The 21,212-nt window shown below is 66.9% G+C and carries 19 protein-coding genes and 3 tRNA genes; 14 read left to right on the top strand and 8 right to left on the bottom strand.

The genetic code is table 11. The annotated features are described in order from the left end of the window. Nucleotides 1-22 precede the first annotated feature (22 nt). On the top strand, nt 23-844 hold the full coding sequence (locus OE229_RS02720; RefSeq protein ID WP_262139606.1) for a TIGR02391 family protein: 822 nt from the start codon (nt 23-25) through the stop codon (nt 842-844). Here the strand turns inward: OE229_RS02720 and OE229_RS18105 are convergent. Both OE229_RS18105 and OE229_RS02715 read right to left on the bottom strand, forming a co-directional pair. Beyond that, on the bottom strand, nt 783-986 hold the full coding sequence (locus OE229_RS18105; RefSeq protein ID WP_369076262.1) for a TetR family transcriptional regulator C-terminal domain-containing protein: 204 nt from the start codon (nt 984-986) through the stop codon (nt 783-785). The genes OE229_RS02720 and OE229_RS18105 overlap by 62 nt on opposite strands. Before the next feature lie 1,251 nt (nt 987-2,237). Then, complete coding sequence (locus tag OE229_RS02715; RefSeq protein WP_262139605.1) at nt 2,238-2,429, bottom strand: hypothetical protein; 192 nt, start codon at nt 2,427-2,429, stop codon at nt 2,238-2,240. Nucleotides 2,430-2,629: 200 nt separating this feature from the next. Here OE229_RS02715 and OE229_RS02710 point away from each other — a divergent pair, with 200 nt between their 5' ends. The 4 genes from OE229_RS02710 to OE229_RS02700 all read left to right on the top strand — a co-directional run bounded on the left by OE229_RS02710 (nt 2,630) and on the right by OE229_RS02700 (nt 7,298). After that, nucleotides 2,630-3,538, top strand: a complete 909-nt coding sequence (locus OE229_RS02710) for a site-specific integrase (protein ID WP_262139603.1) — start codon at nt 2,630-2,632, stop codon at nt 3,536-3,538. A 194-nt stretch (nt 3,539-3,732) separates the two neighbouring features. Then, nucleotides 3,733-4,101: a helix-turn-helix domain-containing protein gene (locus OE229_RS18100; RefSeq protein WP_369076258.1), complete on the top strand. Its 369-nt coding sequence runs from the start codon at nt 3,733-3,735 to the stop codon at nt 4,099-4,101. A 429-nt stretch (nt 4,102-4,530) separates the two neighbouring features. Next, the gene (locus OE229_RS02705) at nt 4,531-5,472 is read left to right on the top strand and encodes a hypothetical protein (RefSeq protein ID WP_262139602.1); all 942 of its coding nucleotides are present in this window, start codon (nt 4,531-4,533) and stop codon (nt 5,470-5,472) included. Further along, the gene (locus OE229_RS02700) at nt 5,472-7,298 is read left to right on the top strand and encodes a hypothetical protein (protein ID WP_262139601.1); all 1,827 of its coding nucleotides are present in this window, start codon (nt 5,472-5,474) and stop codon (nt 7,296-7,298) included. The genes OE229_RS02705 and OE229_RS02700 overlap by 1 nt, the downstream gene beginning before the upstream one ends. A gap of 123 nt (nt 7,299-7,421) precedes the next feature. Here OE229_RS02700 and OE229_RS02695 read toward each other — a convergent pair. After that, nucleotides 7,422-7,508, bottom strand: a tRNA-Leu gene (locus OE229_RS02695). 86 nt (nt 7,509-7,594) lie between these two features. Here OE229_RS02695 and OE229_RS02690 point away from each other — a divergent pair. From OE229_RS02690 to pknB, 7 genes are all read left to right on the top strand, one after another. Beyond that, nucleotides 7,595-8,275, top strand: a complete 681-nt coding sequence (locus tag OE229_RS02690) for an FhaA domain-containing protein (protein ID WP_017887797.1) — start codon at nt 7,595-7,597, stop codon at nt 8,273-8,275. Next, nucleotides 8,272-8,823, top strand: coding sequence for an FHA domain-containing protein FhaB/FipA (locus tag OE229_RS02685; protein ID WP_262139599.1), 552 nt, complete (start codon nt 8,272-8,274; stop codon nt 8,821-8,823). Before OE229_RS02690 ends, OE229_RS02685 begins: the two co-directional genes overlap by 4 nt. Before the next feature lie 6 nt (nt 8,824-8,829). Next, on the top strand, nt 8,830-10,182 hold the full coding sequence (locus tag OE229_RS02680) for a Stp1/IreP family PP2C-type Ser/Thr phosphatase (RefSeq protein ID WP_182064147.1): 1,353 nt from the start codon (nt 8,830-8,832) through the stop codon (nt 10,180-10,182). Next, entirely contained in the window at nt 10,179-11,624 is a 1,446-nt protein-coding gene (locus OE229_RS02675; protein ID WP_071404142.1) for an FtsW/RodA/SpoVE family cell cycle protein, read from the top strand. Before OE229_RS02680 ends, OE229_RS02675 begins: the two co-directional genes overlap by 4 nt. Beyond that, complete coding sequence (locus OE229_RS02670; RefSeq protein WP_110863675.1) at nt 11,621-13,075, top strand: peptidoglycan D,D-transpeptidase FtsI family protein; 1,455 nt, start codon at nt 11,621-11,623, stop codon at nt 13,073-13,075. Before OE229_RS02675 ends, OE229_RS02670 begins: the two co-directional genes overlap by 4 nt. Further along, nucleotides 13,072-14,838 carry a protein kinase domain-containing protein gene (locus OE229_RS02665; RefSeq protein WP_263344983.1) on the top strand — a complete coding sequence of 589 codons (1,767 nt, stop codon included), beginning with the start codon at nt 13,072-13,074 and terminating at the stop codon, nt 14,836-14,838. The genes OE229_RS02670 and OE229_RS02665 overlap by 4 nt, the downstream gene beginning before the upstream one ends. A 121-nt stretch (nt 14,839-14,959) precedes the next feature. Beyond that, nucleotides 14,960-16,777, top strand: a complete 1,818-nt coding sequence (pknB, locus tag OE229_RS02660; RefSeq protein WP_259578669.1) for a Stk1 family PASTA domain-containing Ser/Thr kinase — start codon at nt 14,960-14,962, stop codon at nt 16,775-16,777. 284 nt (nt 16,778-17,061) lie between these two features. Here pknB and OE229_RS02655 read toward each other — a convergent pair whose 3' ends face one another. Then, on the bottom strand, nt 17,062-17,706 hold the full coding sequence (locus tag OE229_RS02655) for an anthranilate synthase component II (RefSeq protein WP_182064144.1): 645 nt from the start codon (nt 17,704-17,706) through the stop codon (nt 17,062-17,064). Nucleotides 17,707-17,787: 81 nt separating this feature from the next. On the opposite strand from OE229_RS02655, the gene OE229_RS02650 reads away from it, so the two are divergent. Further along, a complete protein-coding gene (locus OE229_RS02650) occupies nt 17,788-18,042 on the top strand; it encodes a cell division protein CrgA (protein WP_071404137.1) in 255 nt (84 codons plus the stop codon). A 349-nt stretch (nt 18,043-18,391) separates the two neighbouring features. On the opposite strand, the gene OE229_RS02645 is transcribed toward OE229_RS02650, so the two are convergent. Both OE229_RS02645 and OE229_RS02640 read right to left on the bottom strand, forming a co-directional pair. Continuing rightward, nucleotides 18,392-19,246 (bottom strand): rhomboid family intramembrane serine protease, encoded by an 855-nt coding sequence (locus OE229_RS02645; protein WP_111028834.1) that lies wholly within the window; start codon nt 19,244-19,246, stop codon nt 18,392-18,394. Between the two features lie 7 nt (nt 19,247-19,253). Further along, complete coding sequence (locus OE229_RS02640) at nt 19,254-19,793, bottom strand: peptidylprolyl isomerase (protein WP_027466924.1); 540 nt, start codon at nt 19,791-19,793, stop codon at nt 19,254-19,256. Nucleotides 19,794-19,908: 115 nt separating this feature from the next. Between OE229_RS02640 and OE229_RS02635 the strand changes: the two genes are divergently transcribed. Beyond that, nucleotides 19,909-20,484: a hypothetical protein gene (locus OE229_RS02635; protein ID WP_051597033.1), complete on the top strand. Its 576-nt coding sequence runs from the start codon at nt 19,909-19,911 to the stop codon at nt 20,482-20,484. A 462-nt stretch (nt 20,485-20,946) separates the two neighbouring features. On the opposite strand, the gene OE229_RS02630 is transcribed toward OE229_RS02635, so the two are convergent. Together OE229_RS02630 and OE229_RS02625 are read right to left on the bottom strand one after the other, a co-directional pair. Continuing rightward, nucleotides 20,947-21,019, bottom strand: a tRNA-Ala gene (locus OE229_RS02630). A gap of 56 nt (nt 21,020-21,075) precedes the next feature. Next, nucleotides 21,076-21,152: transfer RNA gene (locus tag OE229_RS02625), tRNA-Ile, on the bottom strand. Nucleotides 21,153-21,212 lie beyond the last annotated feature (60 nt).

Below are 21,212 nucleotides of genomic sequence, written 5' to 3'. Positions count from 1 at the left end.
CTGCTTGCCGCAGACTATGGCCGTGGCCACAGTGATGCACCCGCAGTTCCGACGCGACATCGTGATCGCGATCGCTGATGCCCTGGGTGACACCGAGCTCGGCCTCTCGGGTTCAGAGATCGGACGAGCTCTAGCGCAAACGGGTATCCCCGACCCGGTGCCGACGCTGACCAAGCGTCACCGGCTGGCGACAGCGCTCCAGCAGAAGCAGGCGCGGGATCAGGCGGGAAACTGCGTCATCGCGTTCATCACAACGGCGATGGGCGTCGGTAACTACGTTCGCCGACCCGAACGGTTCGAGGAGCTTCGGGAGCTGCTCAATCCCGCTCTCGCCCTGGCTGGTCTGCGAGTCCGCGACGATGGACGGGTCGGCAAAGCGAAGGCCGCGGAAACGTTGGACGAGGTGCAGGCGCTCACGGGGCGGCTCCTCCGGGAGCTGCAGCGCAGGAACGTGCACGAGGAGGTCATCCGGTACTGCCGGGAGGAACTGATCCGCAGGTCCACTTTCCACGCCGTGTCTGAGGCGACGAAGGGCCTGGCGTCACGTCTTCGAATGATGACGGGTGCGACGACCGACGGCGCGGAACTCATCGACGAGGTGTTCTCCACCAAGGAACGGCGTCCGATGGTTCGCATCAACGACTTTGAGACGAAGTCCGAAGCAAGTGAACATGTCGGCTTCTCGACCATGTTGAAAGGTGTGATGGGCACGTTCCGTAATCCGACGGCGCATGCAACACGGACAGAGTGGGAGGTGCGTGAGGACGATGCACTTGATCTGTTCAGCACGTTGTCGTACCTGCACCGGAGGTTGGACACCGCGCGTCTACGACGCCGTGATTGATCAGGTTGGGGATCGGCAATACCACTCGCTCAGCGAGGTGTGCGTGGAGTGCTGCCCGCGCCTCGTTGAGGTCGGCCTTCGGGTTGAGGATGATGTGGAGCGAAAGGCCGTCCACGAGCGCGTGAAGCTTCGTCGCATCGATCGGCTCAACCAGGCTGCAGCGACTGCTCGGAACGGTCCGCGCCCACCAGCAGTAACCACGTCAAGAGCGGTGCGGCAGCTTCGCAGCGGACCTGCCGCACCGCTTTGTCGTTCCGATCCGCCGGAGCGCAGCAACGGTCCACAATCCCTAGTCGGAGAGGAGATCGACGCGCTCTGTGCGTGTGGGTCCACGAGAGCGCCTCCATCGCCTTCACCTTCGAGGAGGGTCGAGGCGCTCGTCCGTCCGTCGGGCGGCGATGCCGCAACGTTCAGCAATGTCCAGGTTCGCCGGCGGTGTGCTGGACGCGGTCGGCAGCACGGAGCTCGAGATCAGAGTCAACGGAAGAGTCCTCGCTTCGGTACGGACCAGGCTGATCGTGGGCGCAGCGACGAGTTAGCTGCAGCTGGTGTTGTCGGACCCGTCACGGCCGTTCGCGAACAAGGACGAGCCTGGCGCTCCTTTGGTCCTGGTGGGCCTAGGGCCGGCGTGGCACCGCTGATACGCCTCGCCGCCGACACGCACCGCACCATCGCATTCACCTGCTCCGGTCTGCCCAGACCGCGAGCGCCGACGGCAAGCAGGCCTGCTCCGACGGCACGTCGAACGCAGCGACGGCCAGATCACCCTCACTCGCCAAGTCGGACCATTCGACCCCAACAATCTGAGCATGGGATCGAGGACCACCTGCGACAGGACGGTGCGTTCCCTCAAACGAAGGGACCACCGTCGAGATGATCGGGCCACCCGACCCGTTACGCTCGTAACTATGAGCGTGCGGCCGCGAGGAAAGCAGATCCCGCTACGGGTTCAAAGGCGAGTTGCCGTCCCCGAGCTGTCTTGGCCTGTAGCGGTGTCTTTGCCTGCGCGCTGTTCTATCTGGGCGTGGGAGTCACCGACGCGATTGTCGCTTCGACTCTGCCGGCCTGCTGCGGTGGCCTGGCTACTGATGGACCTCCGAACGCGCGAGCGTGTGCTGCACGTCAGCGGAGTCGGAGCACCCCGGAGACATCTCATGCTCGCGCTCCGGCGGCTAGCTGATGATCGCGACCGCTTCGACCTCGGCAGGCCGATGGCGCGGGTTAAGTTGCGCTCACGAATGTACGCGAGCGATCCGGCGTCATGGTCGGAGCTGCAGACAATCGCCCTGGCCGCGGGAGCAGCGTGGTCCGTGCCGAAGCCGCTCGGAACGCTCAAAGAACGCGCAGCGATGCAGCGGACTGTTGAAGAGGAACGGCGTCGTCGGCGCGCAGACTAGCGCTGCCGCGGCCATAGCTCGCGACCGAGGCCGGCTTCGAGGCGGGCGATGGTGGCAAGATCCGGCCACGCCTTCCCAGCGAGCACCGTCAGCAGGGTCACGTTGCCGATCCCAACCCGCGCAGCCACCGAGCGGATGCTCTGCCCGTCCATGGCAGTTCGGACATTGATGACGAACAGGCGCGCCACTTCCGCAACGGGATCATCGGCAGGTACCTCAGGCCATGGGTCACCCGCGAGCTGCGCTGGCACCAAGCGCGACGGTCGACCCATACGCCCAACAGTAGAGGGCGACACCGGGATGGTGCGGCCAACGCGACAGCAACCGAATCAACGAACACGCCGTGCTTTGCCACAGCAACACTACAGACGCTCGTTACTTTGAGCAAATGGAAGAGCGTGAACCACGACAGCACTCCTACCAGGCGCGTATCGACCCCGCGCAGTGGGCGGTGATCCGGGAGTTCGTCTACGACGTCGTCGGACGCAGCGAGTCGCAAGTGCCCTACAAGACGCGAGAGCTCTACAACGCCATCAGCGAGTTCACGCTCTGGGGCTGGCAGAGCGCTGCGCTGCCACTCGAGGTGCCAGGACTGTTCAATCGGAACGTCATCGCGTACTACGCGCAGGTCGGTTGCGGCCACCTCACGGCAGCTGCCCGCGGGAACCGTCGATCGCTACTACTACGGGTCGCAGAGCATCTCGTAAACACCGGCTACAAGCGGTTGCCACCGATGCCTCCAAGTAATCCGTCTGAGCCGTATTCGCAGCGCGAGTTGTTCTCCACAATCAGCTGGGCACGCGGGCAGACGACATCAGCGCGCCGCATGAATGCTCATGTCCTCATCGCCCTCGGCCTTGGAGCCGGACTCTCCGCGCAGGAAATCATCGCGATCCGCGTCCGAGACGTACACAGAGACGGCGACCACATCGATATCGATTTGACGACTGGTCGGGTCCGACGTGTACCAATGATCCAGGAGTACGCCCAGATGATGCCTGAGCAATCGCAGTACGACGGCGATGCGTTCGCGTTCCGGCCGGGCAGGTCCGACACGTACATCAACGCGATCTCGAACTTCATCACCCGCGGCGCACAGACCAGCAGCATCCGACCGCAGTCCCAGCGGATGCGTGCAACGTGGATCGTGCGTCACCTGAATGCCCGGACACCCCTGCGGGTCCTCACTGCAGCGGCAGGCCTGGAATCCCTAGACGCGCTGGGCCGCTTCGAGAGGTTCATCGACGCCACACCCACTCTCGAAGCGGAACGCGCGCTGCGATACCCGAGCTCCTGAACAGGTTCAGCCCAGATCGGATGTCGGCGGAGCGCTCTAGCATCGCCACGCGCTCGCCGGACGATCCGCCAAACCTCAGACCGAAGGCGGGACAAGGACGCATGACATGGTGATGACAGGCTTCGAGAAGACCACAACAAGCGCCCTGCATTGCGCCGCAAACGACATGTGCAACCGCAAGTACAGTGAGATGCATGGGGTCGCATGGACAGTCAGGCAAGGAGCGTCGCTCTCCATCGACCACACCCGGCTGCCATTCGCACACGCACGAACCGAAAAGCGTCCTCCCCCCATCCGGGGGGCACGAAATGCGTAGCCCCGCCTCGAGCACAGCGCCGACCGGCCCCGAACCCCTCGACGACGACCTCATCGCAGAGGTTCGGTACACGATCCGGAGGAACGAAAGCGAACAGAAGCGGCTGCGACAGATGATCCTTGACCTCAACGAAGCAGGGGTGACCCAGCGCGAACTTGCACGCCGGATCGGGGTACCCCTCGGCACCCTCACGCACTGGATCCGCACCGCGAAGGCTGACCGCGGAGACCCACCGCGCCGCCGCTGACACGACACCGTCGACACGACCCGAGCCCGCCACCTCCAAGGTGGCGGGCTCTTCCGCGTTCGAGACACGCGACTTGCATGATTTTATACAGCCGTACGGTCACTGCCATGAACTACAAGCCTGTAATTTTCCCGGGTCAGCTGGGATCCCACCCAGCGCTCCCGAGTGCACGCGCTGGTCTTCTGACCGAGTTCTACAGCGTTTTCGATACCGACGGCCTAGGCGGGAGCTCGAAGGCGCCTTCGATGGGGGACCCGCGAGCTGACGCCTGGCTCCTGTGCCGAGTTGCGTCCGAGGTTGCTTTTGCTCACACCAAGCACGAGGGTCACATCTGCGTCCGGGTGCTTCCCGGCTCGAGGCCTCGGGTGGGGGGCGCGCCGGGGGCAACATCCTCCCCCAGGGCTCGACTAATCCGCCGCGGTGCACCGCATGGTTGCTGCCAGCGGTGAGGTCGGCGACGAGGTCGTGGCCTGCATTGCCGGATACCGGCCAGCACGGCAAATCCGGACGTGGGCCCTCATCGCCGATTTCGTTCGGCACGTCGTGCTGACGATCTCCCCGGAGACCCCCGGTATCGCGCAGCGATACCTCGCCCTCGTCGCCGCTTTCGTCAACTGGTGCGTGCTCATCGACGGATCCGCCCCCGATGACGCGCTCCTGACGGACGCCAGAGTGCGGGCCTTCTTTAAGGAGTGGGCGAAGACCAGATCCGCGACATGGGTCGCGGCCTCGCGGCTCCGCTTCGACGACATCATGCAGCGCTACCACGATCGCAACGACCTCGCCGCCCGCACCGGCGGACCACACGCACCTCGCCCCTCCCCGCCTTATACCGAGTCCGAAGTGGCACGGATCTTCTCTTGGGCGCGCTCCCGTTCACATCCTCAGACCCGACGCAAGGCAACCGCGATCAGCGTGCTGGGCTTCGGTTTCGGCCTCCGCGCCGTCGACATGGTCAGCACCACTCGCGCATCGCTCATCGATCACGGCGTCGACGGCATCTCCATCTCCCTGCCTGACCGACTCATTTGGTGCGACCTCGCCTACGAGGAGGACCTTCGCGAGCTCGTCCTGCAGTACCGCGAGGACGAGACCTTCCTCCCCTACCCGACTGCGCGAGACATCACGGTGTTCCTCACAAACATCCGCTCCCGCGCACGTGCGGGCGTTCTCATCCCCACAGTCAACCGGATGCGCGCCACCTGGTTCTGCCGCCGTGCATCCCACTTCCCCGCCCTCACCGAAATCATGCGCAGCTACGGCATCGCCCACGGCGCCGCACTCGAACCCCTCATTCCGTTCCTCCCAACCGTCACCGCATCCGAGGCGCAACACGTCCTGCGAACGACGACACACGAAAGGACCAGCTGATGCTCCACCGCAACCCAAACGACCCTTCCCCTATCAACGGCCGCACCCCCGACGAGCAGAACCCGCTCGACGCCCACGGTCCCGGACTCACGGGATCGAAGCACCTCATCCCACACAGCCGCATCGTCATGATCGACGCACTCCTCCACCGCGCCGGAATCCCTCAGAAGTTCGAAGAGCACCACAACCGGGAACGCAAAACCGGCTCAGGACGACCCCGGCTACTTTCCGACGCAGCAGCGCTCACGCTCTTCTGCGCCGCCGCGGTGGAAGGCCTGCCGATGTACGCCTCAGTCGTTGCGGAGATCCTCTTCGAACGCCTCGAGCCGGCGTCGCGAGATCTGCTTCAGCTCACCGACGAGCCGACGCTCGCTCAGTGCTACGACCGGGTCCAGCACTCGATTGGCCGCATGCTCACGCCGATCGACCCGAAGCCGGCGAAGTACCACCGTCGGATGACGAAGGAGGAACAGCAGCAGAACGAAGCGCGCAGAGCTGAGGACGCAAGCGTGCTCGCTGAGAAGCAGACCGAGCTCGAGTGGCTCTGCAACCAACTGATCTGTGCTCCTGTCCTCGCCGACCCCTCGATACTCGACGGGTGGGAGGGCAACGTCACGATGGACGCCACTGCCATCGCCGTCTACAGCAAGCGCGGCCACAGCCGCTCCTACGCCAGTATCGAGACCGACGCTGCCTGGTACCGCCGCGACCAGAACCATGAGGTGCCCACCGACGACAAGAAGGCACGCATCGCCTTCTTCGGCTACGAGATGCACCTCGTCACACCGGCCGACAACACCCCCAGGATCAGCAACGCCGGACAGAACAAGACGAAAGACTTCTGCCGCCCCATCCTCGGGATCTCCTGGACCCGCCCCAGCTTCGAACCCCCCGCGTACGGCCTCAAAGCTCTCACCAACATGTTCTCCCGCTACGAGCAGTACATGAGGGGCGGCCTCGTCATCGCAGACCGCGGCTACTTCGCCAACGCCAAGCCCGAGACCCTTCAGCTGCCCGTACGCGCACTCGGGATGGGCATCGTCACCGACTACCGAGACGACCAGCTCGGGATCCACGGCGACCACGCCGGAGCCCTCCAGATCGAAGGAGCCTTCTACTGCCCCGCGATGCCCAAGGCGCTGATCGAAGCAACCATCGACAGTCGCGAGAAGAGAATCGACGAAGAAACTCGCCTCAAGCGCATCGACCGCCGCGCCCTCTACCTCTTCCGCCGCAAAGAGAAGCCGGACGCCGACGGGTACACGCCCATGATGTGCCCCGCCGCCGGACCCAACGCCACCGTCACCTGCGCGCACAAACCGAAAGACGCAGAACGCAACGCCAGCAAAGACCTCTGGGAGATCCCAAACCCCGTCTCCCACCCAGGCCAGGTCTGCAACCAACACTCCGTCGTGTTCCCACCCACCGCAGGCGCCAAGTTCCTGCAAGACCTCCGCTTCGGCACCGAAGCGTGGGACCTGCTGTACTCACGAGCCCGGAACTTCATCGAGTCGACCAACGCGTTCATCAAGGACGAAGGCTTGATCGCCCTCGGCGTCGCAGGACGACGACGCCTCCGAGGCCACTCAAAGCAGTTCCTCATCGCAAGCATGCTGATCTTCGCCGCCAACCTCCGACGGATCAACACCTACAAGTGGGAACAGGTCAACATCATCGAACCCCCGAAGACCCGTCGACGGGACCGCCTCGATGACTACCGCTGGACCCCGCCCGCGCGAAAGGAGGAAGCGACCACCTTCATCGCCGGCGGCTACCAACTGATCGAGGAGACCATCATCAACAACAACGAGGCACCACACGCCTGACCCGCGTGGGTCGGCGCAGGCCGCCGAGCGTGGGATACAGAAGAGGCCGCTGCCCTTTCGGACAGCGGCCTCTCTTGTTGCTAGGTTTTCCTGACATATCAGGTGGTATTTCCTAACAACCCCTGGTGCGCGAGGGGGGACTTGAACCCCCACGCCGTTTCCAGCACACGGACCTGAACCGTGCGCGTCTACCAATTCCGCCACTCGCGCCAGCCCCGAAACACTACCACGCACAGACGGGTGTCAACGCCAACCACTACCATGCAGTGGTTGACGACCGACGACACGGGAGACGCATGGGCCTGCTGGACAACTTCGAGCGAGGGTTGGAACGCGCCGTCAACGGCGCGTTCGCCAAGACCTTCCGCTCCGGGGTGCAGCCCGTCGAGATCTCGAGCGCCCTGCGGCGCGAGCTCGACACGAAGGCCGCGGTGGTCTCCCGGGAACGCATCCTCGTGCCGAACGAGTTCACCGTGCGCCTGGCGCCGCCGGACTGCACGCGCATGAACGACGTCGGTCGCCCACTCATCGACGAACTGACCCAGATGGTGCACCAACACGCCGTCGCGCAGAACTACTCGTTCTCCGGCCCGGTCACCATCCGGCTGCAGCAGGACGGCACGCTCTCGACGGGCATCCTGCAGGTCGACTCCACCACCGTCCAACGCGACGTGGCCTGGATCCCGGTGCTCGACATCGGCTCGCAGCGACACCGACTGCACCGCGGGCGCACGGTGATCGGGCGCGGCAGCGACGCCGACATCACCATCGCGGACACCGGGACCAGCCGGAAGCACGTCGAGGTGCTGTGGGACGGTAAGCACGCCCAGGCCACCGATCTCGGCTCCACGAACGGCTCGAAACTCAACGGTCAGCACTTCCAGCAGGCGATCGTGGAGCCGGACTCCACCATCGAGATCGGTCGTACCCGTATGGTGTTCCGGGTGATCCCGGAGAACGACGGAGGTGCTCGATGACCACAGGCCTGACCCTGCTCGTCCTGCGCTTCGCGTTCCTCGCGGTGCTCTGGCTGTTCGTCTTCGTGATCGTGTTCGCCCTGCGCAGCGATCTCTTCGGTCAGCGCGTGCGCACGATCCCGACCGATCCCAAGTCGGCGCCGTCCGGACCGACCACCCCCACCGTCCCCGCTGCCGCGGCCCCCGGGCCCGCCTCGAGCGGTGCGTTCACCGATGTGATCGGGCAACCGAGTGGTGGTCAGCGGCCCGCCTCGCCGGCCGCGTCCCGCCTGGTCATCACCGAGGGCGCGCGCGAGGGCATGGAGATGCCGCTGGGTGGCGGCCCCATCACGATCGGACGTTCGAGCGAGTCGAACGTCGTGATCCGTGACGACTACACCTCGACCAACCACGCCCGCCTCGACCTCCGCGCCGACGGCTGGCTCCTCACCGACCTCGAGTCCACGAACGGCACCTTCGTCAACGGTCAGAAGGTGAGCGCTCCCGTCCTCGTGGCAGAGGGCACGCCCATCACGATCGGGACGACGACGTTCGAGCTGCGGCGGTAACCCGGCATGACCGCTCGCACGCTGAGCGCTGCTGTGTCCCACGTGGGGCGCATCCGCGCGAACAACCAGGACTCCGGCTACGCCGGGGCGCACCTGTTCGCGGTGGCGGACGGCATGGGCGGCCACGCCGGCGGTGACGTTGCCTCGGCGATCGCGATCCGACGCATCCGCGAGGTCGACCGCGAGTTCCCGTCGGCGCACGACGCCGAGTTCGCGCTGCAGTCGGCACTCATCGCCGCCAACCAGCTGATCACCGAGACCGTGTTCGAGCACCAGGAGCTCACCGGCATGGGCACCACCGTGTCCGCGATGATCCGCGTCGGCGAGCAGATCGCGATCGCGCACATCGGTGACTCCCGCATCTACCGTCACCGCGACGGCGAGCTGCAGCAGATCACGTCCGACCACACCTTCGTCCAGCGGCTCGTCGACAGCGGTCGGATCACGCCGGAGGAAGCCGCGGTCCACCCGCGTCGCTCCGTGCTGATGCGCGTGCTCGGCGACGTCGACGCCGCACCCGAGGTCGACACGGCGATCATGGACATCCAGCCGGGCGACCGCTGGCTGCTCTGCTCCGACGGCCTGTCCTCGTACCTTGCCGAGGAGCGCATCCGTCACGCCCTGGCGTCGAACATGGACGCCAACCAGGTCACGCAGCGCCTGGTGAAGGAGACGCTGGACCACGGCGCCCCCGACAACGTCACCGTCGTGGTGATGGACGTCACGGACACCGAACCCGAAGACGACGACGACGCGGCCACCACCGTCGGCTCCGCCGCGGCACCGCTCACCTTCGAGGCGTCGACCGGCCGCAAGCCGATCCGCCTCCCCACGATCCTGCTGCATCCGCTCAAGGTCACCACCGCGCCCGAGGACTCGCACTTCGAGCCGGAGTCCGACCAGTTCTTCGCCGAGCTCATCGCCGAGGACCGTCGGCGCCGCATCCGCCGTCGGGTGTCCTGGACCGTCGCGCTCGTGGTCGCGGTCGCCGTGCTCGTCGGCGCGGTGTTCGTCGGCTGGCGGATCACGCAGGACCACTACTACGTCGGCACCGACCGCGGCACCGTCGCGATCTACAAGGGCGTGCAGCAGTCGATCGGTCCGTTGGCCTTGTCGGACGTGTACGAGGACACCGACATCACGGTCTCGTCGCTGCCGGACTACACCCGCGAGAACGTCCGCTCGACGATCAACGCGCAGTCGCTCACCGACGCCCGTGACATCGTCGACCGCCTGCGCAAGGCCGCCGCGACCGGCGAGGACCAGGCCGGCACCGGGGGGGACGGCGCCGCGAGTTCGTCACCGTCGCCCTCGCCGACCCGTTCGCCGTCGCCGAGCCCGACGCGGAGCCCGCGATGAGCAACGCCACGGCCGCCCAGTCCTTCACCCAGGCGATCACGATCAAGCTCCGGGAGCCCGCACGCGCGCGGAACCTCGAGCTCTTCCTGCTCGTCATCGCGTGCGGCATCTGCGCGGGAGCGATGGTGCTGGTGCAGCTCGGCACCAAGGGCCGACTGTTCGACCAGTCGGTGCTCTGGGTCGGCGGTGGCATCCTCGGCCTCGCGCTGGTCATGCACGTCGTGCTGCGGGTCGTGGCCAAGAACGCCGACCCGTTCATCCTGCCGATCGCGCTCGTCCTGAACGGCATCGGCATCGCCGAGATCTACCGCATCGACGTCCACAACGGCCTGTCCGGCTGGGACGCCATCGGCGTGAAGCAGATCGTCTGGACGATGCTCGCGATGGTCCTGGCGATCATCACGCTCGTCGCCGTCCGCAACCACCGGTTCCTGCAGCGGTACCGCTACATCTTCATGGCGCTGACGATCGTCCTGCTGCTCCTGCCGATGCTGCCGGGCATCGGCACGAACATCGGTGGTGCGCGGGTCTGGATCAAGATCGGCCCGTTCTCGTTCCAGCCCGGTGAGCTCGCGAAGATCACCATGGCGCTGTTCTTCGCCGGGTACCTCGTCACCGCACGCGACTCGCTGTCGATCGTCGGCAAGAAGTTCCTCGGCATGACGTTCCCGCGCGCCCGCGACCTCGGCCCGATCCTGGTGATGTGGGGCGCGGCGATGGCCGTCCTCGTGTTCCAGCGTGACCTCGGTACCGCCCTGCTCTACTTCGGCCTGTTCCTCGTGATGATCTACGTCGCCACGGCACGGATCAGCTGGGTCGCGATCGGTCTCACGCTGTTCATCGGTGGCGCCCTGGTCGCGCAGAGCGTCCTGGAGTACGTGCGCGGCCGCTTCGAACAGTGGCTCGACCCGTTCAACCAAGAGGTCTTCAGCCGCGACACCCAGGCGAGCTACCAGCTCGTGCAGGGCCTGTTCGGGTTCGCGAACGGCGGGATCACCGGCACGGGGCTCGGGCAGGGCCGGCCGTACATCACGCCGGTCGCCAACGCCGACTACATCGTCGCGTCGCTCGGTGAAGAGCTCGGCCTGATCGGCGTGTTCGCGATCCTCGCACTCTTCATCGTGTTCGCGTCGCGGGGCATCCGCGTCGGGTTCATGGCGCAGGACGACTTCGGCAAGCTGCTCGGTGTCGGCTTCGGCTTCATCATCGCCCTGCAGGTGTTCGTCGTCGTCGGCGGCATCACCCGGATCATCCCGGTGACCGGTCTGACCACGCCGTTCATGGCAGCCGGTGGTTCCTCGCTCATCGCCAACTGGATCATCGCCGCGATGCTGCTGCGCCTGACCGATTCCATCCCAGCCGAACAACGCGTCCAGCAGGGCGCGATCCCCGCCGCGAGCGGGCGGTCTGCGCGCGCGACCAGGAAGGAGCGTCGTCGATGAACCGACAGCTCCGCGGTGTCTCGACCGTCATCGTGCTCATGTTCGTCGCACTCTTCGTGTCGACGACGTCGATCCAGTTCTTCGCGGCCGACTCGTTGCGCGCCGACTCCCGGAACTCTCGAACCATCTTGGACAGTTACTCGACCAAGCGTGGCGCGATCCTCGTCGACGGCAGCCCGATCGCCGAGTCGACCCCGGTGGACGACCAGTACCAGTACCAGCGGAAGTACACGAACGGCGACCTCTACTCCGCGGTCACCGGGTACTTCACGATCGGGCAGGGCAACACCGGCATCGAGAGCGCGGAGAACACCGTGCTCTCGGGCAACTCGGACGCCTCGTTCTTCCAGAACCTCAACTCGATCCTCACCGGCCAGGACGTCCAGGGCGACAACGTCAACCTGACCATCGACCCGGACGTGCAGCAGGCCGCGTACGACGCGCTCGGCACCAACAGCGGTGCCGTCGTCGCGATCCAGCCGAAGACCGGCAAGATCCTCGCGATGGTGTCGAAGCCGAGCTACGACCCGAACTCGCTCACCTCGCACGACACCGCCGAGGTCAAGCGGCAGTACGACGCGCTGCTCGGGGCCGACACCGCCCCGCTGCAGAACCGTGCCATCGGCGGCGACCTGTACACCCCCGGATCGGTGTTCAAGCTCGTGGTGGCGTCGGCGGCGCTCGAGGGTGGCAAGTACAACCTCGACTCCACGTTCCCGAACCCGTCGCGACTGCAGCTGCCCGGTACGAGCTCGTACATCAACAACGCCGAGGGCGGCACCTGCGGCGGCGGCGACAAGGTCAAGCTCCGCACGGCCATCCAGTACTCGTGCAACATCCCCTTCGCCGAACTCGGCCAGAAGCTCGGGTACGACGCCATCAAGAGCATGGCCGACAAGTACGGCTTCGGCGACGCGATCGAGATCCCGATGGCGGCGACCGCCAGCCAGTACCCCGACGTCGACTCGACGGCCCAGCTCATGCTGAGCGCCTTCGGCCAGGCGAGCGTGCGGGTCTCACCGCTGCAGATGGCGATGGTGTCGGCCGGCATCGCGAACGGCGGCAAGGTCATGCAGCCCTCGCTCGTCGACTCGATCACCACCAGCGACCTGAAGACGGTCGAGTCCTTCTCCCCGAAGCAGTACAGTGATCCGCTGTCGTCCTCCGAGTCCGCTGACCTCACCGAGGCCATGCAGAGCGTCGTGAGCGCGGGGACCGGTACCAATGCCAAGATCGACGGTGTCGACGTTGCCGGCAAGACCGGCACGGCCGAAGGTGGCACCGGCGATCCCTACACGCTCTGGTTCACGGGGTTCGCCCCCGCCAAGGACCCGGAAGTCGCCGTCGCGGTCGTCGTCGGCAACGGCGGCGGGCTCGGGCAGTCCGGAGTCGGCAACACGGTCGCGGCCCCGGTCGCGAAGAAAGTCATGGAGGCGGTGCTGAACAAATGAGACCCACCAGCGGACTCACCTTCGGTGGGCGGTACCAGCTCTCCTCCCGGGTCGCCATCGGCGGCATGGGCGAGGTGTGGCAGGCGACCGACCTCGTCATCGGCCGGACCGTCGCACTCAAGATCCTCAAGGACGAGTACCTCGGTGACCCCGGCTTCCTCGAGCGCTTCCGCGCCGAGGCCCGGCACGCCGCCCTCGTCAACCACGAGGGCATCGCCAACGTCTTCGACTACGGCGAGGAGGACGGCAGTGCCTACCTCGTGATGGAGCTCGTCCCCGGCGAGGCCTTGTCGACCATGATCGAGCGTGAGCACACGCTCCCGGTCGACAAGGTGCTCGACATCGTCGCGCAGACCGCGAACGCCCTGCAGGCCGCGCACGCGGTCGGCCTGGTGCACCGCGACATCAAGCCCGGCAACCTCCTCATCACGCCCGACGGTCGCGTCAAGATCACCGACTTCGGCATCGCCCGCATCGCCGACCAGGTCCCGCTCACCGCGACCGGTCAGGTGATGGGCACGGTGCAGTACCTGTCGCCCGAGCAGGCGAGCGGCCACCCCGCCTCGCCGTCGACCGACATCTACTCGCTCGGCATCGTCGCGTACGAGGCCCTGGCGGGTCGTCGTCCGTTCACGGGTGAGTCGCAGGTCGCGATCGCGATGGCGCACATCAACGAGCAGCCGCCGCCGCTGCCCGGGGACATCCCCGAGCCGGTCTCGGCCCTGGTCATCTCGTGCATCGCGAAGAAGCCGGCCGACCGTCCCGCGACGGCCGCGAACCTCGCCCGCGCCGCACAGGCGCTGCGTCGTGGTGACGTCGCCGCGGCCACCGTGGCCGTCCCCGCGATCGCGCAGAACGGCACCGTCGCGTTCAACCCGCCCCAGGGCCAGGGGAACGACGCAGCGACCGCACTCATCGGCACCCAGTCCGGAGCGATGGCCGGCGGACCGGGTACCCCCCGCTCGCCCGTCTCCGACGAGCCCGAGGAACCGAAGAAGAAGCGCGCCTGGATCTGGTGGGTCGTCGGCATCATCGTCGTGCTCGCCATCGCCGGCGGCGCCGCGTACGCCCTGAACGCGAACAACGCCCCGGAACCCGAGCCCACGAAGTCCTCGAGCACGCCGAAGGCGACCCGCACGCCCACGCAGACCCCGTCCCCCGAGCCGACCGAGACCCGCGTCACGGTCTCGGCGGCCGACTACCAGGGGCAGAACGCCGAGCAGGTCGCGAACCAGCTCCGCGCCCAGGGCCTGCAGGCCGAGGTCGTCGCCGGGTCGAACGCGACGTCGTCCGACCAGGTCGGCACTGTCGAGTCCCTCAGCCCCGAGGGCAGCCTGGCTCCCGGCACGCTCGTCACCGTCAAGGCGTTCGGCGACGTGCTGACCGCACCGGCGCCCGAGCGTGCCACCGGTGGGACCGTCAGCGAGTCCGGGCGCGTGACCTTCAGCTGGCCCGCGTACACGAGCTGCCCCGCCGGGTACTCGGACGTGAGCTACACGTACACGATCGACAACGGCACGGTCCCCTCGAACGGCAGCAGCTCCGGTTCCACCTCGGGCACCGCGGTGACCGTCGCCGGCGCCCAGTACGGCAAGGTGACCCTGTCGTACAAGGTGACCTGCAAGTCGCCGCAGTCCGATTCCTCGGTGGTCTCCGCCTCCTCGCCCGGCGCCCAGGTCGAGTGGGCCGAGCCCACGGACCAGGAAACGACCAACCCGGACGACGGGATCAACCCCACCGAGACCCCGCAAGACGACCTGTGAACGCCCCCCGAACGGGGACTGTCGACACCGTTCGGTAACGGTTCGGTCGACCGCTCCGTGACCAGCGTCTCACCAGGTGGTGCTGCCGTACACTAGCCCGGACGAACAGACGGAGGAGTACGTGCCAGAAGGTGTGACCGCGGGGATCACGCTCCTCGCCAATCGCTACGAGATCGGTGACGTCATCGGTCGGGGCGGCATGGCGACCGTGCACCTCGGCAACGACACCCGCCTCGGCCGCAAGGTCGCGGTGAAGCTCCTCAAGCCGAGCCTCGCCAACGACCCGGCCTTCCGCACGCGGTTCCGGCAGGAAGCCCAGGCCGCTGCACGCATGGCGCACCCCACCGTCGTCCGCGTGTACGACGCCGGCGAAGAGACGGTGTCCGAGCCGTCGGGCGCCGAGGTGCAGGTCCCCTTCATCGTGATGGAGTACGTCGAGGGCCGTCCGCTCTCCGACATCATCGCCGAGGGCGCCGTCGCCCCGGACGAAGCCGTGCGCATCACCGAGGGCATCCTCACCGCGCTCGAGTACTCGCACCGTGCCGGCGTGGTCCACCGCGACATCAAGCCCGCGAACGTCATGGTGACGCACAGTGGGCAGGTCAAGGTCATGGACTTCGGTATCGCCCGGGCCATCACCGACACCTCGGCGACGGTCGCGCAGACCACGTCGATCCTGGGCACCGCCTCGTACTTCTCGCCGGAGCAGGCCCGCGGCGAGACCGTCGACGCCCGCACCGACCTCTACTCCACCGGTGTCGTGCTCTTCGAGCTCCTCACCGGTCGCGCACCATTCCTCGGGGACACCCCGGTGGCGGTCGCCTACCAGCACGTCAGCGAGCAGCCGGTCGCACCGTCGACGATCTCGCCCGACGTGTCCCCGGCCCTCGACGCCGTGACCCTGCACGCCCTGGTCAAGGACCGCACGCGCCGGTTCCAGAACGCGGCCGAGTTCCGCTCGGACCTGCAGCAGGCTGCAGCCGGCCGGGTGCCCGCGTCCACGAAGAAGCAGCAGCAGAACGCGGCGAACGACGCCTCGACCGTGCTCTTCGGCGTCGACCCCCGGACCACGACCAACGCCGCATCAGCGTTCCGCGAGCTCGACGACGACACCGCCGAGCACCGACCGCAGCGGACGCAGAACCGCCCCCCGGTCGCGTGGATCTGGGTCGGCATCCTGCTCACCGTCGCGGTCATCGTCGCCGTGGTGTTCTTCGTCGCGAACCTCCAGCCGGGCAAGCCGCCGGTGTCGTCCTCGGTCAGCGTGCCGAACGTCGCGGGCTCGACCTACAGCGCCGCGGCCAGTGCCATCGAGAAGAAGTCCCTCAAGCCCGTCAAGGTCGAGGAGAACTCCGACAGCGTCGACAAGGGCACGGTCATCCGGACGGACCCGGGCTCCGGGGTGAACGTCGGACGCAACCAGAACGTCAACGTCGTGGTCTCGCTCGGGCCGGAACGCGTCCCCGTGCCCGAGCTCAACGGGCAATCGCAAGCGGCAGCGCAACAGTCCCTGGACGACGCCGGATTCCGTCTCGGCGCGATCTCGAGCGACTACTCCGCCGACGTCCCCGAGGGCACCGTCCTGAGCTCCGACCCGGAATCGGGTTCCCTGCACACCAAGGGCATCGTGATCAACCTCACGATCTCCAACGGCAAGGTGCAGCTGCCCGACGTCACGCAGCAGCAGTTCTCGGCGGCGAAGGCCACGGTCGAGCAGCTCGGGCTCACCGTGAACCCCGCGCCGTCGTACTCGTGCACCGGCGGACTCGTCACCCAGCAGGACACCCCTGCCGGTGACGTCGCCCAGGGCAGTGCCGTCACGCTCACCTACTGCGCACGCTCCGCGGCGCCGTCGAAGGCCCCGACCTCGAACAACGACAGCGGCGGCAACAACGGGAACGACGACCGCGGTGACGACCAGGGTGACGACGGCCGCTGAGCCGACCGCTCTGCTGACGCGACCGTCCTGACGGACGGGTGACGGGCCTCCAGTCCGTTCTCAGTGCCGACAGGCACGTCTGCTCGCCGCCGCCTGTCCTCAGTTGGCCACGCCGGCCTGGAGGCCCGGCGCACGGCCGCCTTCAAACGCTGGTCATGCAGACGGCCCGGTCCAGTGCCCAGGAGATGCCGTCGTGTCGGCACGACGCCCCGGAACGCACGAGACGCCCCCGGATCCGGAGGCGTCTCGATGACACGACGGCGTCTGCCGCCCGGGTGCGTTCGTCAGGCGCGGTGGGCCGCGATGAGCGGGCCGAGGTCGGCGGCGCGCTCGGCGGCTCCGGTCAGCCCGGTGGTCTCGAGCCAGTTGCCCACCATGCGGTAGCCACCCTCGGTCAAGACCGACTCCGGGTGGAACTGCACGCCGAACACGGGGTGCGCGCGGTGCTGGACGCCCATGATGACACCGCCCTCGGTCCGTGCGGTCACGGTGAGCTCGTCGGGGACGGTGCCGTCGACGATCGCGAGCGAGTGGTACCGCGTGGCCGTGAAGGGGTGCGGGACGCCGGCGAAGAGCGCGCTGTCGTCGTGGTCGACCTCGGAGGTCTTGCCGTGCATGAGCTCCTCGGCGTGCGTGACCGTGGCACCGAGTGCCTCCGCGATGGCCTGGTGCCCCAGGCAGACGCCGAGCAGCGGGGTCTCGGCAGCGATGGCCGCGTGCACCGTGGGGATCGAGACGCCGGCGGCGGCCGGTGTCCCGGGACCGGGCGACAGGAGGACGCCGTCGTACTCCGCGATGCGGTCGGCGATCTCGGACTCGGGGAAGGCGTCGTTGCGCACGACGTCGGTCTCGGCACCGAGCTGCTGCACGTACCCGTTGAGCGTGTAGACGAAGCTGTCGTAGTTGTCGACGACGAGGATCCTGGTCATGGCGGTTCACCGTACTCGTGGGGGATGTGTGCGGCGGTACGCGGCCCGATCCACACACGTGGTCACGGTAGGATACCGGCCATGGCCAAGGACAAGGACCGCACCAAGCCCGCCCGGACGACCCGAGCTGACTCGGTCGACACCGCCGGGGACGCCCCGAACCCGGTGTGGTTTAAGCCGGTCATGTTCGGCTTCATGCTCATCGGTCTGGTGTGGGTGATCGTCTTCTACATCTCGAACGCCACGCTGCCGGTTCCGAGCCTCGGCTCGTGGAACATCGTGGTCGGCTTCGGCATCATGTTCGTCGGCTTCCTCATGACCACCCGGTGGCGCTGACCTCCAGCTCGCTGTTCCCCCGACGCCCGTCGCACCACAAGGTGCGGCGGGCGTCGTCGTTCTCCACAAGCGCGGGCGTTCCGGGAACGCACATCCTCGAGGATCCGGCCGTTGTCCACACTTCTCCCCACTCTCCACACCGTCATCCACACCCCGACCCCGGAGTTATCCACAACCGATTCCACAGTGGGGATAATCACACTGGTGTAACTCACCGACTTCTCCACACCTGTGGATAACCCGCAGCAGCGCTGTGGACAGCTGTGGATGAGCAGGACACGGACAGCCCTGGGAACGACGAACGCCCCGCCGCAGTGCGACGGGGCGTTCGGGGAGCGTCGTGGCGGTGTCAGCCGATCGTGACCGCGTACCCCACGGCGGTGAGCGCGATGCCGAGCACCGCCGCGCCGATGATCAGCGCGATCTGCAGCGGACGCTTCCGGATGTTGCGCGTCTGTGCGAAGACGAAGCCCATCAGGAAGCCGCCGATGATGCCGCCGACGTGCGCCTGCCACGAGATGTTGACGCCGGGCAGGAACCCGATGACCAGGTTCAGTCCCATGAGCACGAGGAGCTGCACGGCGTTGTTCCCCAGGCTGCGCTGCAGCACGAAGAACGCGGCGAACAGCCCGAAGATCGCACCCGAAGCACCCAGCACGGTCGTCCCCGGCGCCAGGAAGGTGACGAGCATGGACCCGAAGATCCCCGTGATGAAGTACAGGGCCACGAACCGCCAGGTACCGAGCATGTTCTCGAGCATGCGACCGAAGATCCAGAGCGCCCACATGTTGAACAGGATGTGGAAGATGCCCGAGTGCACGAACAGCGAGGTCACCACACGCCAGGGCTGCGTCGGCAGCAGGAACGAGTTGTAGGCGAGCAAGCTCGTGAAGAACCGCCCGCTGACCTGGTCGAGCAACCAGATCGCCACCGTGATCGCCACGATGACGGTCGTGCCCTTCTGGTCGAGCATGGCGAAACGCCGCCGAGCGACCGTGAACCCGCTGGGGGCTCCGGACGCTCGGCGGTTCGCTGCGAACTGTGCGCGCTGTTCACGCACGCACTCCGGGCAGTGCACCCCGACTGCCGCCGGCGTCTGGCACTCCGGGCAGATCGTCCGCCCACAGCGCTGGCAGAGCACGAAGCTCTGCCGGTCCGGATGCCGGTAGCAGGTGTTGTTCGGGTTGTACGCCTGGTCGGTCACGTGCGGGTCAGACGCCTTCGACGTCGATGCTCTGGATGACGACGTCCTCGACGGGCTTGTCACGACCGTCGGTCGGGACGCCCTCGATCGCGTCGACGACCGCGCGGGACTCGTCGTCGGCGACCTCACCGAAGATGGTGTGCTTGCCCTGCAGCCACGGCGTCGCCACCGTGGTGATGAAGAACTGCGAACCGTTGGTGCCGCGGCCGCCCTGGATGCCGGCGTTCGCCATGGCGAAGATGTAGGGGTTCTGGAACGTGAGCTCCGGGGAGATCTCGTCGTCGAAGCGGTACCCGGGGCCACCGATGCCCTGGCCGAGCGGGTCGCCGCCCTGGATCATGAAGTCCTTGATGATGCGGTGGAAGATCACGCCGTCGTAGAGCTTGTCGGTCGAGACCTTGCCCGTGCCGGGATGGGTCCACTCCTGCTGGCCCGTGGCGAGGTCGACGAAGTTCTTGACGGTCTTCGGTGCGTGGTTGCCGAACAGGTTGACGCGGATGTCGCCCTTGTTGGTGTGGATCGTTGCGACAGCGGTGTGCAGAGACATGTTCCGATTCTCGCATGTACTCCTGACCGCGGACGGATTGCACAGCTGCGGTTCCGTGACCTGTCAGGCAGTGTGGTGGCAGGATGGGGTCACGCCGATCCGATGGAGGTACCAGATGACGACGATCGAGATCCCGCGAAAGCGTCGGAAGCAGATCAAGAAGCTCAAGGGCCAGACCGCCTCGCTCCTCGGCGAGCAGCGCAAGGTCCTCGAGCACGCGAACGCGATCCTGGCCGAGGCCCGGTCGAACGCCGCGGACGCAGCTCGCAAGGACATCGCACCCCGGGTGCAGAACGCAATCGACAACGGGATCCGTCCCGCGTTCGCGACCGGCGTGCACGCTGCCACCTCGGCAGCGCAGAGCGCTTCGCACAAGTTCCAGTCCGAGGTGGTCCCCGGACTCGTCTCGACCGCCGGTTCGGTGCTGAGTGTGACCGACCTCGCGAAGGACCCCCGGGTCAAGAAGATCGTGAAGAACGCGCAGAAGAAGAGCAAGAGCGCGAAGAAGGCTGCTGCGAAGTACGTCCCGTCGCAGCAGAAGAAGGGTCTCGGCTTCGGCGGAGTCGCACTCATCATCGTCGGCGTCGTCGCCGTCGCCGGTGCTGCGTACGCCGCGTACCAGACGCTCCGCGCCGACGACGACCTCTGGGTCGCCGACGACGCTGACACGGCGGAGAAGCCCGCCGCCTGACCTCCCGGTTCGTACGAAGGGCCCCGGCTGTCGCCGGGGCCCTTCGTCGTTCCCGGGTCCTGACGTTCGTGCACCCGCCCGCCGCCTGCTCTGAACGCACCCATCCATCTGCCTGGAGGCACGCGCCGGCCCGCCACCGCGCCTCCCGTCCGCCACGCGCTCACGCAACGCGCCCCCCCGCCAGCGACCGAGAGGTCGCAACCTGTCGCCCGGACAGCGCGCAGACGACAGTTCCAGCCACCTCGGCGAACGGCACGCGGCATGTCGTGACCACTCGACGAAGATGACGCGGCGTGGCGAGTGCCGGACGCAGCAATCGCGGAGCGGCGCGTCGCCGAAGGCGCGCAGACGAACACGGCGACGCCCCCCCCGACGATCGCGCCGCAGGGGCGGCGGCGCGCACGGGCACAGAACGAAGCCCCTGGGCAGACGACGAAGTCGGCAACCAGGGGCTGATGCGAGTGGAGCCTGGGAGAATCGAACTCCCGACATCCTGCTTGCAAAGCAGGCGCTCTACCAACTGAGCTAAGGCCCCGAGTGCCACCGAGGTGATCGGTGACGGGATGGAATTGTCGTGGTGTTCCGGAGAACTGGTGGGGCTACAAGGACTTGAACCTTGGACCTCTTCGTTATCAGCGAAGCGCTCTAACCGCCTGAGCTATAGCCCCTCAGACCGGATGAAAGCCTACCGTACGATCTCGTCGGAACGAAATCGAGCAGTGGGCCCA

The organism is Curtobacterium poinsettiae (assembly GCF_025677645.1).
Lineage (GTDB): Bacteria > Actinomycetota > Actinomycetes > Actinomycetales > Microbacteriaceae > Curtobacterium > Curtobacterium poinsettiae_A.
This window is presented reverse-complemented; position numbering and strand designations above follow the sequence as displayed.